Genomic DNA, 15,154 nt, shown 5'->3' on the forward strand with positions numbered 1-15,154 from the left:
AGACCACGCTCAACATAATCGAGGGGCGTCGCTGACGATACGTTACTCGACTCCGGCCCCGCACCCTGTCAGTCAGTTTTAGCTGCCTAAAGCTGACTAATTTTCTGTAGACTTCATTCGTTTCAGATCGTAAGTTTCGAGCTCTTTGCTATCAAGCAATCCAACGTCGATGATCGTCATTTCCGGAAGACGCACGTGTCCGAATTCCTGACTGTACATTACCTTGTACGGGGTTAGCCATATAATAAAATCGACGCCTGACTCCATAACAACGCTGACGAATGCCTCGTCGCAGTACCAAACATGTGGCCGACCGGCTAAGCCGACGCCGAGCGCGGATCCCGTTGAAAGAGATTCGAAGTAGGCACTTGATTCGTCGAATACAAGATACCCCAAGGAAGCGCTTGGAAGTTCATCGCGGTAGTGCACGTCGTTCCGTGCATGTTTTCGTACATTACGTGCGAAGTGCTCCACGTAGGCTCGGTAGTTATGGTCTCTATCCGTTCCGAGCCGACTGCTGACGCTAGTAATAATCTTTGCCTCCGGGAACATTTCAAGCAACCCGGCTTCTTGAAGCTCCTTAAGTATTTCAGCCTCATTGCTTCGGGATTCGTCCTTGCCCTTTCTACCAATCCGCACATGATCATCGACTTTCATCTCTTCTAACAAGAACATTGAATCTGGATCGGTGCACTCGAAATCTGGCCGTTCTCTTTTCTCAAAGGCGCCAGCGCGAAGCGCTTTTAGCACCCTCCTCCCCAGCTCACTCTTCCTCGGGTAGAAGCAGACAGCCGTATCGCCGACTGTGGCCGCATGGTCGATGACTTCTTGTTCGTCCTTATATGCAATTCGCATCGATAGGGAATGCGGTGAGGCTCGTTCCGCTCTCGCCTGTTCGTTGCGAATTCGTCTACCTTTGCCCACAGCGCGTCTCCCCAGATTCCTGCCGCCGATCAGATCGCAGCGGATGCCTTTAATTATGATCGGAGTAACGTCCTACGCAACTAAATCGTGAATCTCGTTCTTGGGGAGTTAGATGAAGCCGACGTGCATCAGCACCCGCCAGTTAGGGAAGTCCTGGCTCGTTGTCCGATGAGCAGGCGAACTAAATTTTGGCTGTCTCGTGGATACCGAAAATAGCCATTTATGAGACACTTACGTCGCAACTTCGAAAGAATTCAAAAGTCGTTGAAAAGCAAAAGTTTCTCAACACCGAGGTGTCACAAAACTCGGTTCTAAAAACAATGGAACACAGATAAAACTAGATCACAAGTATTGAGGCAATCCAGACAGTAAACCTCGTGTATGTTTTCTAAACCTCCAATAATGCAAACCGAAAAGGCGAATCTATTACCTTGACTAGCTGAAGTAGTTGCGAAACGCTTACGAAAGTGAAAAGGTCAGCATCCCGCACCGTTCCAAATTTTACGCGAACTCTACATTCAGGAAACGAAAGGTAAATAGATGCCACCACCCTCAAACGACCAATACTTAGAAATGCACGTAGACGGACTCGGGGGCCCTCCACCAGACATCGTGTATCACTACACTGATAGCGGAGGACTATTAGGGATCTTGCAGAACCACCAACTGTGGGCGTCAGCTTCACATGTGCTAAATGACGAGGAAGAAGTCAAATACGGTGTCGGCATTCTTCGCACTGCAATCGATGAATTACGCATAGAACACGCCTTGCCTATCGATATCACGGATCATTGGACCGAAATCGTTGATTCAGCTGCATTCGTTCAAAGCCTTCAAGGATGCTTCATATTATCAGCGAGCACAGACAATGATTCCCTTTCCCAGTGGCGCAACTATGCAGGTAACGACGGATTTTGTATAGGTATCCGGTGTGAACAGTTGTTTTCTGATCAAGCACCAAATTCTCGCGGATCAATATCAATCCCAGGACTGACAACTCCAGGATGGTTGCCAGTGATCTACGATCCTCAAGAGCAACTACGCATAGTTAAAGATGTGTTGCTCAAATCTAGCAGGAAGGAAATGGAAACACTTTGGAAGGTCACGTTGGAGCAAATCCCTACGATCCCGAAGAGTCTTGAAATCATCAAGGGTCTCGAAAAAGGTTATGACATCATGAGACTCCAACGCCTCGTTGCGTGTCTCAAGCATCCTGCGTTTAAGGACGAACGGGAAATCCGATTTGTCATGACCCTTCGCGACTCTCCTCAGGTTCATTACCGTCAGGCCTCAGGACGCCTTGTTCCATACGTGGTGCTTCATTCGAACGCCGGGCAGCACCCAAAAGAGCAAAGACTTCCAATAGTAAGCGTCCGCTCAGCCCCCACTGTTCGTGCTGAAACCTCACTTGTCGTCACTGAATTGTTGCGAAGTCTTGGGTATGACGATGTCGAAGTGGACAAATCTACGATTCCGTTTCGGCCCTAGTCCTTGCACCAACTTCGAAGATGAATCTATTTCCAAACTGAGTGTCCATTCGCCAAACCTTCATGATCCTGAGGACGCTTACATTTCAGCGAAATAGAGCCAGTTCAACAGCAACACTATGAACGGAGGGATCCCAGCGTCCCGGCAAACAACAGGGCAACCCAGGACATCTGACGGCTACAGCTCGACCCATTCGGAGCTACCGGAGGTGAAGTGCTACTTCTTCCAGATGGGAACCTCACCCTTAATGCGTTCCACCAGGTTCTCAGTGGCATCGAACGCTTCCTTGCGGTGAGCGGTTGCCGAGGCGGCGACCAATGCGGCATCTCCGATTTTCAGAGGACCCACGCGGCGCACAGCGGAAAGCTTCAGGCCCGTGCGTTCTTCTTCCTCAACGATGGTCTTCTCAAGAAAATCCTGTACTTGCGGGTGGCGTGAGTAGTCCAAGGAGTTCACCGACTGGCCGCCGTCGTGGTTGCGAATAATTCAGTGGAAGAGCACCACGGCGCCGGCGGTATCAGACGGCACGGCATCGCGAACTACGGATTCGTCGATTGGTTCTTCGGTGATTAGCGCGTAGCTCATGAGCAATGCCCATCTTGACGCTGGCACCCGCCACTACCCGGTGGCACTAGATCTGGAACGTACACAGAAACCTCATGGCAAAGGCATTGCTATTTACATCCCTTCCAGCGCCAGACAGGGACGCAGCAAAGTTTGTACGCGCTGGATGACCCGACAGCGGAGAACCTGAAGTAAGCGTACGAGTTAATGCCCGCTCCAAAGAGCAGCAGCCGCGGATCCCGGATCCAACTGATTGACGCCAATAGTGGCCTCGTGCACGCCGAGAATATGGATCCGCATTGGGCAGCGTACGGGCTGGCTATGCGCTGGCCAATGTGAGCGATATTCAACCGAAAGAACCTAGACAACCGCCCGGCTCATAGTCGTCCAGTCATTTCTCTCGACTGCGAAAGTTGTGAGATGCAACAAAAACAGCCTTGGGAATGGCTTGCAAGGCGAGCCCGGGGAGTATAGTCGCTGGCGTGCTGAACGCATTTAAATCATTAGGATTAAAGCTCTCACTAGAGACTACTTAAAGATTGAACCATCAGCATGGTTATATTGATCATCATTGAGGTCCCTCCGAAGGCCCTTGTAATCGCGCCGAACACTCTCCCTGAAAGGCTGATTCATGACCACTGCCGACTTTAAAGCTGATGCACAAACCGTACTTCCCGAACTGATTAAACTGCGCCGAGAGCTGCATGCGGACCCGGAGCTCGGTCTCGATCTGCCCCGCACCCAGCAGAAGGTGCTCGACGCCCTCGAAGGGCTGCCGTTGGAAATCACCATCGGCGCGCGCACCACCTCGGTCACCGCAGTGCTCCGGGGAGAACGGCCCGGCCCGACCGTCCTGCTTCGTGGCGACATGGACGCATTGCCGATTCTCGAAGAGACCAAGCTGGACTTCGCCTCTGCCAACGGCAACATGCACGCCTGCGGCCACGATCTGCATACCGCGGGACTAGTTGGCGCAGCCAAGTTGCTGTCGGCTCACCAAAGTGAACTTCATGGCTCGGTCATCTTCATGTTCCAGCCAGGCGAAGAGGGCCATGGTGGCGCCAAGATCATGCTCGAAGAGGGACTGCTTTCTGCAGCCGGCGAACCTCCTGTTGCCGCCTACGCGGTCCATGTGGGCCCCGGTCCACGCGGAATCTTCGCAACACGGGGCGGCCCGGTGGCGGCCGGATCGAACCAACTGAGCGTCACATTACATGGTCGTGGCGGACATGGCTCGCAACCCCACCAGACCTTGGATCCAGTTCCAGCAGCGGCCGAGCTCGTCCTGGCCTTGCAGAGCTTCGTGACTCGACGGTTCAATGCCTTCGACCCGGTGGTCCTCTCGATCACCCGGCTGTCCACCGGAAACGGCGCTATCAACGTCATCCCTGAAAGCGTCGAGCTGGCGGCCACTATCCGCACCATGTCCCACGAATCGCTGGCTGTTTTGGAAGAAGGCCTGCCACGTGTCATCAATGGTGTGGCAGCAGCCCATGAGCTCACCGCAGACGTGAGTTTTGAAATGCTCTACCCGGTGACCGTTAACGATCCGCTCGAGACCGAAGCGGCACTGGAAACGATGCGCGAAATCTACGGCGAACAGCGCGTGGCGATCATGCCATCACCAATGATGGGATCTGAGGATTTCGCTTTTGTGCTCGATGAAGTTCCCGGCACATTCATCGCGTTGCTGGCCACTCCACCGGAATTGAACGCGTCGGAAGCAGAGTGGAATCACTCGCCACGTGTCGTCTTTGATGACGCGGTGCTCGCAGATCAGGCCGCAGCCCTGGCAGCCATCGCTTTCAAACGCACCGCCCACTGAACATAGGAGCTGCGCTAGTTCTTGAGAATTACGGTGGTTTGGGTCCCCGCATACTCAAACCCGGCGCGCAGCGCCGTCATGACTGACGCCGCATTATCAACGTGCACGCGCCATTGAGGAATCAGGCCGGCATCCATTGCATGCTTCTGAGCAAAAGCGACAGATTGAAAACCGAGTCCACTTCGACGATTGGCAGGTGCTACGAGCGCGCCGAGGTGGGCCAGTTTTTCTTCCCACACGTCATAGCCAGCACCCGCCACAGGAAGCGAATCACGTTCTGATTCACTGAGCAAAATGAAGGTATTCTCCATCTCACTCAAGCCGACTTCCGCGGTGTCCTCGTCTGGGCAGGCTGTTTCTAGATCAACAGCGTGCGCTCGTGCACGGCTCAGCTCTGCGTTTGGGTTTGGCAATACTGGAGCTGAATCGCTGAAGTACAGCTTCGCTTCCCCGAGAGCCCGCCCACCATAGGGAGTGCTGAGTTCCAAAAGTTTCGCGTGGCTGACTAGTTCCGAATCGGGTAGCTCTCGGCCAGCTTCTAACGCCCATGAAGGACCAACCAAAACCCCGGTGCCAAATAATGAAACGAACATGAGTACCGAGCTATCGTTATTCTCGCGATAAACGCGGTCCTCACCCCCTGCTAATGCTTCTGACGAAACACCGAGGATAGATGCCCAAGATTGTCGGATAGTCGCGATGGTGTCAGATTGAAGCGTCATGCCGAAAGACTAGCGGATTTCACGTCGGAGTTATTGTATGGACGACCAAAATGAATGACGGGAACAGCCAGCCTCCTATCAGGGTCCGAAATGGCAGATACTCGATACTTCGGTAACAAATAAGGTCATGACGTGGTTGCGCTTCAGGAAAATCCCGGTGGAAACAGAACGAACCGATAGCCGGCATTTATGATGCTTCGAGGCTCACGCAGACACGTCCTGAAGGGAATCGGAATTGCAACTTCCGTTCCCTCAACAAATTTTCGTTTGCCCATTCCTCGTCCGGACAACGCAAATCGAGCGTGCCGTTTAGTAATGATGCTTCGCTGCTATATTGAAGAAAAGAGCGGCCATGGCGCTTCCGACATGTCTTAGCCTTCAATTTCGATCCTCATGCTTGCCCCGTACATGATTCCTCGTGAACCAGTGAAAGTGTGAAGGGCCGCTATCAATTCCGAGAATGCATATTGCTCACCACCAGTGAATCCACGTGGCATCCTAATCCCATTCAAGCTGGCAATGTCTTTTTCTGTAACCCGCCATTTAACGATCGCACGGCCATTATCGTCAAAGTTCGGAAAATCAATGCAGATCCCCCACGGCGTTATGTGAGCTTCATACCCATATTCATCCACCAAGTAGTCAACATAGTTTTGGCGCTTGGAAGTCTCCATAAGCCAACCCTAGCGCGAATGGGTAGACACAGAATAGCGCTGGCCTCGATGTTTAAAACTGTCGGACAGCGGCAAAAGTTTAGGGATGAAGCGTCATGCCGAAAGACGAGAGGCTTTCACTCTCACTACGTCTTCCCGGTGGAAGGCAGAGAATGCCGTGGCGGCAAACAGGATCGCCAAGACGTCCAAGACGATGATGACCAGTAGTGAACCTTGAGCCGCGCCCCACATCAATTTGCGTCCTCGAGCAGTTACCCTGGTTGAACCGCGGAGCCGGATTCCATTCGGCGAATCGCTGCGCTATCCGCGTTCTGCCACAGTGCGTAGAACATAAAGAAGCAAATAATCATTGATAGCAGTACCAAAGCGACGATGGTCGCAAAAAGCTTTTCGAATCGGCACTAGCATTCAGAACCTTCTAACAGTGCTTCGGCAGATATATTCTCGAGCCAAAAATACGCATGACTCGCAAGCAAGACGTCGTCTATTGTCTGCACTGTTCGCGGAGCATCACGAAGAGAAAGGACCGCACTCGCGACATTCGATATCGCGGAGTTCAGGCTGGTCCTGTCGAACTCAACGCCGAGCAAAGCCAACAGAAAGTCGTGTGTCAGTTTGTGTAGCTCTCGCTTGGAAAGCATCTTCTGCGTCGAAAATTCCAGTGCGTGTTGCATCGACAAAGTCGCGGTCTCCACATTCGGAAGCGGCAGACATTGTTGTCGAAGCCTGGACACCAGGAATTCATCGCGAGGAATTTCTCCCGGCATGATTTCCCTATAGTCGGTCTTGCTCCCTACGCCAGGAGGATAGTCAGCCACAGGCAAGCCCGGCTTTCCATTAGTTGCATAAGTGAAGCAGTATCGAGCCTACAGCCCAACCCATTCGGAGCTGCCAGACGTGAAGTGCTGCTTCTTCCAGATCGGGACCTCGGCCTTGATGCGTTCCACCAGATTCTCAATGGCATCGAATGCTTCCTTGCGGTGCGCTGCTGCCGAAGCAGCCACCAGCGCGGCGTCGCCAATCTTCAACTGACCCACGCGGTGCACAGCGGAAAGCTTCAGCCCGGTGCGTTCTTCTTCCTCGGCAAGGATTTTCTCCAGGAAATCCTGCGCCTGCGGGTGATGCGAGTAGTCCAGGGAGTTCACCGACTGGCCGCCGTCGTGATTACGAATGATTCCGTGGAACATCACCACTGCGCCTGCAGTATCGGACTGCACGGCATCGCGCACTGCGGCCTCGTCGATAGGTTCTTCGGTGATCAACGCGTAGCTCATGAGCGGGCTCCTTCGGTGTGTGCATGATCGGCCAGCAGCTTCGGGGCCACTTCAGCCAGTGCGGGAAGCCCGCCTTCAAGGTAGTTTGTTTTGATGCCCCGGCCAGCGAGCAAGGCGGCCGCGCGTTGCGAGCGAGGACCGCGTGCGCAATAGACCGTTACCCGTGCCGGGATCTGTTCCAGCTCGGCCCCGGATTCAATAGCTGCTTCCAGCTCAGGAAGGGGCAGATGCAAGGAACCGGCAATATGCTGTTGTGCGCGTTCGTCATCATTGCGCACATCCAACAAGACTGGTGCTGCATCACCAGTTAGCGCTTCGGCGAGCGCCTTGGCGCCGATGCCTTCAGCTTCAGGCAGCGTTCCCGAGCAAAAGAGCACGTAGTCAATCAGCTCGGTGACTTCAACGCTTTGGGGGTCCCGCGAGAATTCGAGGGTGCGGGTGCTGGCAGCCAGCGCATCGTAGATCAGCACCTTGCCCACCAGCGGCTTGCCGATTCCGGCGATCAGTTTCAAGGCTTCGGTGGACAGCAGCGAACCGACGGTTCCGCACAATCCGGGCAGCACGCCCCCGGCGGCGCAATCCGGCACGGTGCCCGGGGCAGGCGGGACCGGGAACAGGTCGCGGTAACCCGGACCATGCTCATGCCAGGCCACGGAAACTTGTCCATGATGCTGCAGGATCGATCCCCAGATCAGCGGGATGCCCGTGAGCTGCGCGGCGTCATTGGACAGGTATCGGGTCGGGAAGTTGTCGCTGCCATCGATGACGAGGTCATAATTCGCAAAGATCTGAAGCGCGTTCGATGAATCCAGGCGCAGGTTGTGCTCGATGATCTTCACATTGGGGTCCAGCGCCGTGGCGGCCTGCGCCAAGGAAGCGGTCTTGGCCAGACCGATATTAGCGGTGGTGTGCGTGACCTGGCGGTGCAGGTTGGATAGCTCCACGACATCATCATCCACGATGCCGATGGTGCCTACCCCTGCTCCGACCAGATACGGGACGCTGGCGCTGCCTAGCCCGCCCGCGCCGATAACCAGTACCCGGGCGGCGGCCAGCCGGCGCTGCGCGGTGTCATCAAATCCGGGCAACGAGAGTTGACGTGCAGCTCGTGCAGCCTGTTCCCCGCTCAGTGGCGGCCCGGGGGCCACAAGCGCGGGAAAGTCGCGTTCGCTTTTCATCGTGCTCCTTATCGCCTAGGCGCGATAGCATGAAGTCATGTCGAAGATTACGATACGCTACTTCGCTGCCGCGGCGGCAGCAGCGGGCTGTGAGCAGGAGAGCTGGGAACGCCCCGATACACTCGCCAGGCTGCGTAGCGAACTGATCGATTCCTACGGACCTGACATGGCCCAGGTTTTGCGCGCCGGAAGTTTCCTGATCAACGGCGTGGTGCGCCGCGATGCCGGCGAGCTGGGCACTGCCGACGATCTGACCGTGGATGTCCTGCCGCCGTTCGCAGGCGGATAGTCCATGTCCTGCACTCTGGAAAGCCATCGCGCGGAACTTGAAGAGCTGCTGTCCCCGGTCTTCGCCTGCCTGGACAATGAAGTGCTGCCCATCGATAGCCCTGAGGCGAGCGATCGAATCCTCAGCGAGGACCAGTACGCCCTTTTGCCCATCCCTGCGTTCACCAACTCGCAGATGGATGGCTACGCTGCGCGCAGTGCGGACTTGGCAACAGCCTCGCCTAACTCCCCCATCTCTTTGCCATTGGGTTTCACCGCTGCCGCCGGCGACCGGCAAATCGCCCTGGCTGAAGGCACGGTCAGTCCGGTGATGACCGGTGCGATGATCCCGCTGGGTGCTGACACTGTCATCCCCATCGAGGAAAGCGGCTCTGGCGCTTTCCCGGAATTGGTTCGTGCCGGCTTTGGCACCCCCAGCGGCCACGCGGAATTCTCGACCCCGAGCGCCGCGGGCCGCTTCATCCGCCCCGCCGGCGTTGATCTCGAAACCGGCGCTTTGGTGGCCAAGGCCGGAACCCGGCTGACCCCGACCATGATTGCCGCGCTGGTTTCCAGCGGGCTGCGGGAAGTACCGGTGCGCCGGGCCTTGAAGGTGGCCGTGTGCACTACCGGGGACGAGCTCAGCGATGGGCAGCGTTCCCAGGGCCAGATCCCGGACTCGAATTCCCCTATGCTCGCAGCCTGGTTGCGCCGCTATCAGGTGCAGGTGCGCGCCTTGCAGCTGCCCGATGATCCGCAGCGCTTCGCCCTGGCCATCGATGCCTTGCAGGAACAGGTTGACCTGATCGTAACCGTGGGCGGCATCAGCGCTGGAGCCTACGAAGTGGTCCGCCAAGCGCTGTCGCCGCTAGGCGGGGTTTTCCATCATGTGACCATCCAGCCCGGCGGTCCGCAAGGCTTCGCCCGACTGGCCAAGTCAGCGGTGCTGTGCTTCCCGGGCAACCCGGTCAGTGCCCTGCTATCGGCAGAACTGTTCCTGGCCCCGCTGCTGCGACAGCTCAATGCCCTGCCAGAGCCCTTGCCCCGGCACTACCCGCTGGCAGCCGATGCCAGTTCCCCCGAGCACAAGCACCAGGTGCGCCGAGCGCTGATCCGTGATGGCCAGGTCGCCATCCTGGATCCGGGCTCGCATCTGGTCCACGATCTGGCCCGCGCCGATGCGCTGGTGCATATCCCGGTAGGCGTCAGCCAGTTGGCTGCCGGCCAAAGCATCGAAACTTGGAGCATGAATGTCTGAGAAACTCACACACCTGCGCGAAGACGGCAGCGCCCATATGGTCGATGTCAGCGACAAGGCCGTCACCAAGCGCGTGGCCACCGCAGAAGCCATCTTCGCCACCCGCCCGGATGTTGTCCCGATGCTGATGACCGGGCAGTTGCCCAAGGGCGAGGCGTTGGGCACCGCAAGGGTCGCTGGCATCATGGCGGCCAAGCGCACCTGGGAACTGATTCCGCTGTGCCACCCGCTGCCGATTTCCAAGGTGTCCATCGATTTCACCGCCGAGGAATCTGCAGTGCGCGTCACCGCCCAGGTCACCACCAAGGGCGTCACCGGGGTGGAGATGGAAGCGTTGACCGCGGCCAGCGTTGCGGCCCTGACCCTCTACGACATGGTCAAGGCCGTGGACAAGCACGCCGAGGTCCGCTCGGTGAAGGTTTTGGCGAAGTCCGGCGGCAAGAGCGGTGACTGGGTTCGTGGAGACTAGCCGCATGGCGGCCGTGGTTGTTGCTTCGACCAGCGCCGCGGCAGGAGCCGCCGAAGACAAGACCGGTCCGCTGATCACCCGGTGGCTGTCCGAGCGCGGTTTCGAGGCCGGCGAGCCGACGGTGGTGGCCGACGGGCAGCCGGTGCGTTTTGCCGTGGATGACCTGCTGGCCAACGACGCGCAGGTCGTGATCGTGACCGGCGGGACCGGGGTCTCACCCGATGACCAGTCCCCCGAAATGGTTGCCCCGCTGCTGGATGTCCAGCTGCCCGGAATCATCGAGGCCATCCGCCGGCGCGGAGAAGCGACCACCGCGCTGTCCATCATTACCCGCGGGGTCGCAGGATTCTCCGGCAACAGCTTCGTCATCACGTTGCCCGGGTCCACCGGCGGAGTGAAAGACGGGCTGGCCGTCCTGGATCCGATCCTGGAGCACCTGCTGGTCCAGCGCAGCGGCGGCACCGGGCACGGCCCGCGGTAAGTTTTCTAGCACCATCATTGATCAGAAAGGCCACCAGGTTGAGCATCGAACCCGGAATTTACCAGCACTTCAAGGGCCAGCGCTACGAGGTGCTGGCCGTGGGAAAGCACAGCGAAACCGAAGAGCCGCTGGTCTTCTACCGCAAGCTCTACGATGACTACAGCTTCTGGGCTCGGCCACTGGAGATGTTTGCGGAGCACGTTGAACGCGATGGCTACAACGGCCCGCGTTTCGCCAGGATTGCCTAGGGCACGTTGCAGATTTCTCTGCACCTACTGCGAGTCGGCAACGTTATAGCGTTCCAAGGCCTTGGCAAAGGCCGAGATCTGCTCTTCGCTCCAGCCCTCCAGACGATCGGTTACCGCAGCGCGGTGCACGGCGGCGGAAGCCTGAAGCCGCTCGCGGCCCACGCCAGTCAGTTCCACTACGCGGCCGCGCCCGGATTCCGCATCGTCATAGGCGATATATCCCAAGTCCAGCAGCGTGCCTACCTGCCGGGAGACTGTCGAGCGGTTCAGCGAGAACGCCTCGGCAATGTCGGTGGCCCGGGTTCCGGGCGTATCGGCAATGAAGCGCAGCAGGGAATGCTCCACGAGTGTCAGCGGCTCGGCCAGCTGGCGTGAGCGCGTATTGGCACGTCGGGTAATCATTTGCATGTGATGGAAGATCGATTGGATATCGGCTTCCCGCTGTTCCTTGCCCATGTTCCGAGTCTAGTACGCAGGGCTTTGCCGGGCACTCAATGTTGCATCATGCAACATTAAGCGTATTCTTTAATGCTGATGACTCTCACCGACAACGCCCCGCGCCAATCCCCCGCTTCCAAGCATGCCGTTAATCCGGCCAAGAAGAAGTCCCCCGCAGCCAAGCCGGCACCGCTGGGCTGGGGAAAGCTCGTGTTGACCATGCTGATCCCGTTCTTCCTGTGCGCCATCATGGGATTGTTCTATCTGGGGGCCTTCCACGCGCCCAGTCCGCACAACGTGCAGGTGGCGGTGGTGGGCGATTCCGCGCAATCCAAGGTTTTCGCCCAGACCCTGCAGGATGGGTCCGACGGGGCATTGAATGTGCGCACCGTCGCCAATGCGGACCAGGCCCGGAAACTGGTAGAGCAGCGCGAGCTCGTGGCCGCCTACGAAACCAGCGGCGGCACGGCAACGCTTTACAGTTCTAGCGCCGCGTCGGAAACCTCGGCGAATATCGCCCAGAAAGTCTTCTTGGACGTGGCCTACGAACAAGGCCAGCCATTGCGCATCGAAGATGTCGTGCCCACCGGCGAGCAGGACACCACCGGGCAGGGGCTGTTCTTCCTGCTGGTCGCCTTGAGCATTGGCGGCTACGCCAGCGCCGTGCCGCTGGCCGGGTTCATGGGCAAGGTCAAGCTGCCCGTGCGCTTCGCCATGGCGGCGGTTGCCGCAGCGGTGGTTGCCACGATCGCAGTGCTGATCGCGGGCCCGGTCTACCGGATCATCGAGGATCACTACGCGGGCATCTGGCTGATTTCCTGGGTTTACGCCGCCGGCATCACCCTGCTGGGCCTGGGCCTGCATCCACTGCTGCGCCACTGGACCACCCCGACGCTGACCTTGTGCTTCGTCGCGTTGAACTTCACCAGTTCCGGCGGGATCTTCCAGCCGCAAATGCAGCCGGGATTCTACGGTGCACTCAATACCTTCTGGAATGGCGCCGGATGGCTGCACGCAGTGCAGACCCTCGTCTACTTCCCCGGGCAGTCCATCGGCATGGATATCCTGCGGCTAATCCTCTGGCTGATCCCCGGCATCCTGCTGGTCATCCTGACCCACGCGTGGAGCGTGCGCAGAACCCGCGTAGCGAACGAGAATGCCTCGATCAAGGATGTCGAGGAGGCCGTCGCAGCCTAGTTGGCCGGCGAACCGATGCGGTCAGCCGCTCTTGCTAACCAGCAGCCACGAACGCGATCTGGACAGCGCATGCCACAATCCGTTTACCGCGTCGCCCATCACCTGAGTGCCGACGTCCTGGAATGATCCCATGCCGCCTTGGTAGAGCCTCATCGCCCGCTTGGCCGCCGCACGCAGTTGCTTGCGGGTCGCGACCTGCCCGAACAGCTCATCGAGCGACTGTGCCACAATCGCCCGCTGCGAATCGCCGTCGACTGCGGCCGCCTCGCGCAGTTGCGAGATAGCTTGGCAGATCCCGAGCAGGCACTGGTCAACTGTACGCATGCCCCAAGGCTAGCTGCTGCGCCACGGTGTTGCCCGGCAACCACGCAATAACGGGCTTTATGCGCAAACTGCCGACAGCCCGGGGCATCGTGCTGCCGCCGCTATTGGCCCAATGCGGCGCGCACGGCCGGCAGGACCTCGGTGGCCAGCAGCTCGATGGAACGCAAGGTCTGCGCCTGGGATAGCCCGCCAAGCCCGACTTGCGCAAGGAATCGCGTATGACCGAGCATCTCGTGCTCCCAGAGAATCTTGTCCACGATTTCGGCCGGGCTGCCAGCAAAGAGCGCTCCGCGCGGTGACGCCCACGCATCAAAGGAATCACGATCCAGCTGCCCGGTACGCGGCATATTCTGCCCAATGTACGAGCTGTAATGCGGGTAGAAGTTATCACGAGCCCCTTGCGAGGTTTCCTCGACATAGAAGTGGGAGGTAATCCCGATCCGGCCGGGCTCCCGTCCGGCTTGCTGGGCGGCGCCGCGGTAGAGCTGGGCCAGCGGCCCGAAACGCTCGGGCGCACCGAGAATCGCCAGATACAGCGGCAAACCCAGTTTTCCGGCGCGCACTGCCGAGGCCGGGGTCCCGCCCACCGCCGCCCAGATAGGCAGCTCATCTTGGATTGGACGCGGCCACACCCCGGCGCCATCCAGTGCCGCGCGGGTGTTCCCGTTCCAGGTGACCGGGTTCTCCTCGCGGATCTTCAGCAGCAGATCCAGCTTCTCTTCGAAATACTCGTCGTAGCGATCCAGCGACTGGCCGAAGAGCGGGAAGGATTCCAGGTAGGCTCCGCGGCCGGCAGTGATTTCGGCTCGTCCGCCGCTGACCAGGTCCAGGGTGGAGAAATCTTCGAAGACCCGCACCGGGTCCGCGGAGGAGAGCACCGTGACGGTGCTGGTCAGCTTGATATTCTTGGTCTGCGCCGCGGCGGCGGCGAGCACAACGGGCGGCGCGGACACGGCGAAGTCCTCGCGGTGGTGCTCGCCCACGCCGAAGACATCCAGTCCGGCTTCATCGGCGACTCGCGCCCATTGCAGGATGTCGCGCACCCGGGTGGCGGCATCTATGGGCCGGCCCTGGTCGTCGCGGGTCAGCTCCCCGAAGGTGAAGATCCCGATTTCAAAGGGTGCGCGCTGGCTCATGCCTTGCTTGCCGTCAGGGCGTCCAGCTGCGCGGCGATGTGGCTGCGCACGTCGGTCAGCTCATCCATGTTGATGCCGTGGGCCAACCCCGGGTAGGTGCGGGCGGTCAGGGTCGAATGCTCGGGCAGGAACTTGGTGGTGCGTTCAATGGCTACCGGGGCAATGACCCGGTCTTCGGTGCCACGGCCCCAGAACACTGCTGGACGCTGCGTGGCGATGATTTCGTCGGCTGGCTGGGTGCCGCCTAACACGAATCCGCCCAGGATCGTGGTGGCCAGCACCCGCTCGGGCCGGGTGCGCAGCAGCTGGCTGGCCATCAGCCCGCCCTGGGAGAAACCGACTGGAATGATCTTGGTGGCGGTGTCTACATTTGCATCGATCCAGGCCCAGATCGCCGCGGTGGCCGCTTGCACCGGCGCCGCGTCGGGGACGCCCGGAGTGGTGATCTGGAACCAGGCGGCTCCGCTGTGGCCCAATTCCAGCGGAGCGCGCAGCGAAGCCCAAGGCAGATCCAATCCCAGCGGTTCGGCGAGCGAGCCCAGATCGTGTTCATTGGAGCCGAAGCCATGCAGGAAGACCAACACGGCACCGGATTCCGGGGTGCTGCTCCAATTGGCGGAACGCACATCGCTCAACAGGTTGCTCATAGCAGGCCAACTCCTCATCAGTTGCCGGTGACGGTGCCCT

General features: G+C 58.7%; 19 protein-coding genes. 8 read left to right on the forward strand and 11 right to left on the reverse strand.

The genetic code is table 11. The features are described from left to right. Nucleotides 1-96: 96 nt before the first annotated feature. A complete protein-coding gene (locus AAZQ98_RS11245; RefSeq protein ID WP_434692288.1) occupies nt 97-855 on the reverse strand; it encodes a hypothetical protein in 759 nt (252 codons plus the stop codon). A 720-nt stretch (nt 856-1,575) separates the two neighbouring features. Here AAZQ98_RS11245 and AAZQ98_RS11250 point away from each other — a divergent pair. Then, complete coding sequence (locus tag AAZQ98_RS11250; RefSeq protein ID WP_434692290.1) at nt 1,576-2,412, forward strand: DUF2971 domain-containing protein; 837 nt, start codon at nt 1,576-1,578, stop codon at nt 2,410-2,412. A 216-nt stretch (nt 2,413-2,628) separates the two neighbouring features. On the opposite strand, the gene AAZQ98_RS11255 is transcribed toward AAZQ98_RS11250, so the two are convergent. Then, entirely contained in the window at nt 2,629-2,898 is a 270-nt protein-coding gene (locus tag AAZQ98_RS11255) for a molybdenum cofactor biosynthesis protein MoaE (protein ID WP_434692730.1), read from the reverse strand. 709 nt (nt 2,899-3,607) lie between these two features. Between AAZQ98_RS11255 and AAZQ98_RS11260 the strand changes: the two genes are divergently transcribed. Continuing rightward, on the forward strand, nt 3,608-4,801 hold the full coding sequence (locus tag AAZQ98_RS11260) for a M20 metallopeptidase family protein (RefSeq protein WP_434692292.1): 1,194 nt from the start codon (nt 3,608-3,610) through the stop codon (nt 4,799-4,801). 14 nt (nt 4,802-4,815) lie between these two features. Here the strand turns inward: AAZQ98_RS11260 and AAZQ98_RS11265 are convergent, their stop codons facing one another. The 5 genes from AAZQ98_RS11265 to AAZQ98_RS11285 all read right to left on the reverse strand — a co-directional run bounded on the left by AAZQ98_RS11265 (nt 4,816) and on the right by AAZQ98_RS11285 (nt 8,649). After that, nucleotides 4,816-5,523: a GNAT family N-acetyltransferase gene (locus AAZQ98_RS11265; protein WP_434692293.1), complete on the reverse strand. Its 708-nt coding sequence runs from the start codon at nt 5,521-5,523 to the stop codon at nt 4,816-4,818. A gap of 371 nt (nt 5,524-5,894) precedes the next feature. Then, on the reverse strand, nt 5,895-6,197 hold the full coding sequence (locus AAZQ98_RS11270) for a hypothetical protein (protein WP_434692296.1): 303 nt from the start codon (nt 6,195-6,197) through the stop codon (nt 5,895-5,897). Nucleotides 6,198-6,598: 401 nt separating this feature from the next. Next, complete coding sequence (locus tag AAZQ98_RS11275; RefSeq protein ID WP_434692298.1) at nt 6,599-7,015, reverse strand: hypothetical protein; 417 nt, start codon at nt 7,013-7,015, stop codon at nt 6,599-6,601. 48 nt (nt 7,016-7,063) lie between these two features. Beyond that, the gene (locus tag AAZQ98_RS11280) at nt 7,064-7,471 is read right to left on the reverse strand and encodes a molybdenum cofactor biosynthesis protein MoaE (RefSeq protein WP_434692300.1); all 408 of its coding nucleotides are present in this window, start codon (nt 7,469-7,471) and stop codon (nt 7,064-7,066) included. Next, nucleotides 7,468-8,649: a ThiF family adenylyltransferase gene (locus AAZQ98_RS11285; RefSeq protein WP_434692301.1), complete on the reverse strand. Its 1,182-nt coding sequence runs from the start codon at nt 8,647-8,649 to the stop codon at nt 7,468-7,470. The genes AAZQ98_RS11280 and AAZQ98_RS11285 overlap by 4 nt, the downstream gene beginning before the upstream one ends. 37 nt (nt 8,650-8,686) lie before the next feature. Here AAZQ98_RS11285 and AAZQ98_RS11290 point away from each other — a divergent pair, with 37 nt between their 5' ends. The 5 genes from AAZQ98_RS11290 to AAZQ98_RS11310 are packed head-to-tail and all read left to right on the forward strand — an operon-like array spanning nt 8,687 to nt 11,372. Beyond that, nucleotides 8,687-8,938 (forward strand): MoaD/ThiS family protein, encoded by a 252-nt coding sequence (locus AAZQ98_RS11290; RefSeq protein ID WP_434692304.1) that lies wholly within the window; start codon nt 8,687-8,689, stop codon nt 8,936-8,938. Nucleotides 8,939-8,941: 3 nt separating this feature from the next. Continuing rightward, nucleotides 8,942-10,174 (forward strand): molybdopterin molybdotransferase MoeA, encoded by a 1,233-nt coding sequence (locus AAZQ98_RS11295; RefSeq protein ID WP_434692307.1) that lies wholly within the window; start codon nt 8,942-8,944, stop codon nt 10,172-10,174. Beyond that, on the forward strand, nt 10,167-10,643 hold the full coding sequence (gene moaC, locus AAZQ98_RS11300) for a cyclic pyranopterin monophosphate synthase MoaC (RefSeq protein WP_332487502.1): 477 nt from the start codon (nt 10,167-10,169) through the stop codon (nt 10,641-10,643). The genes AAZQ98_RS11295 and moaC overlap by 8 nt, the downstream gene beginning before the upstream one ends. A 4-nt stretch (nt 10,644-10,647) precedes the next feature. Continuing rightward, complete coding sequence (locus AAZQ98_RS11305) at nt 10,648-11,124, forward strand: MogA/MoaB family molybdenum cofactor biosynthesis protein (protein WP_434692311.1); 477 nt, start codon at nt 10,648-10,650, stop codon at nt 11,122-11,124. A 38-nt stretch (nt 11,125-11,162) separates the two neighbouring features. After that, entirely contained in the window at nt 11,163-11,372 is a 210-nt protein-coding gene (locus AAZQ98_RS11310) for a DUF1653 domain-containing protein (protein ID WP_013347838.1), read from the forward strand. A 24-nt stretch (nt 11,373-11,396) separates the two neighbouring features. Here AAZQ98_RS11310 and AAZQ98_RS11315 read toward each other — a convergent pair whose 3' ends face one another. Then, nucleotides 11,397-11,828 (reverse strand): MarR family winged helix-turn-helix transcriptional regulator, encoded by a 432-nt coding sequence (locus AAZQ98_RS11315; RefSeq protein ID WP_105662461.1) that lies wholly within the window; start codon nt 11,826-11,828, stop codon nt 11,397-11,399. A 78-nt stretch (nt 11,829-11,906) separates the two neighbouring features. On the opposite strand from AAZQ98_RS11315, the gene AAZQ98_RS11320 reads away from it, so the two are divergent. Then, the gene (locus AAZQ98_RS11320) at nt 11,907-13,007 is read left to right on the forward strand and encodes a hypothetical protein (protein ID WP_434692315.1); all 1,101 of its coding nucleotides are present in this window, start codon (nt 11,907-11,909) and stop codon (nt 13,005-13,007) included. A 21-nt stretch (nt 13,008-13,028) separates the two neighbouring features. Here AAZQ98_RS11320 and AAZQ98_RS11325 read toward each other — a convergent pair whose 3' ends face one another. The 3 genes from AAZQ98_RS11325 to AAZQ98_RS11335 all read right to left on the reverse strand — a co-directional run bounded on the left by AAZQ98_RS11325 (nt 13,029) and on the right by AAZQ98_RS11335 (nt 15,114). Further along, a complete protein-coding gene (locus AAZQ98_RS11325) occupies nt 13,029-13,331 on the reverse strand; it encodes a hypothetical protein (protein WP_434692317.1) in 303 nt (100 codons plus the stop codon). A gap of 101 nt (nt 13,332-13,432) precedes the next feature. Further along, nucleotides 13,433-14,467 carry an LLM class flavin-dependent oxidoreductase gene (locus AAZQ98_RS11330; protein WP_434692320.1) on the reverse strand — a complete coding sequence of 345 codons (1,035 nt, stop codon included), beginning with the start codon at nt 14,465-14,467 and terminating at the stop codon, nt 13,433-13,435. Then, nucleotides 14,464-15,114: an alpha/beta hydrolase gene (locus AAZQ98_RS11335; RefSeq protein WP_434692322.1), complete on the reverse strand. Its 651-nt coding sequence runs from the start codon at nt 15,112-15,114 to the stop codon at nt 14,464-14,466. The genes AAZQ98_RS11330 and AAZQ98_RS11335 overlap by 4 nt, the downstream gene beginning before the upstream one ends. Between the last annotated feature and the right edge of the window lie 40 nt (nt 15,115-15,154).

Origin of the sequence: Glutamicibacter sp. Je.9.36, from assembly GCF_051129975.1 — a bacterium.
Lineage (GTDB): Bacteria > Actinomycetota > Actinomycetes > Actinomycetales > Micrococcaceae > Glutamicibacter.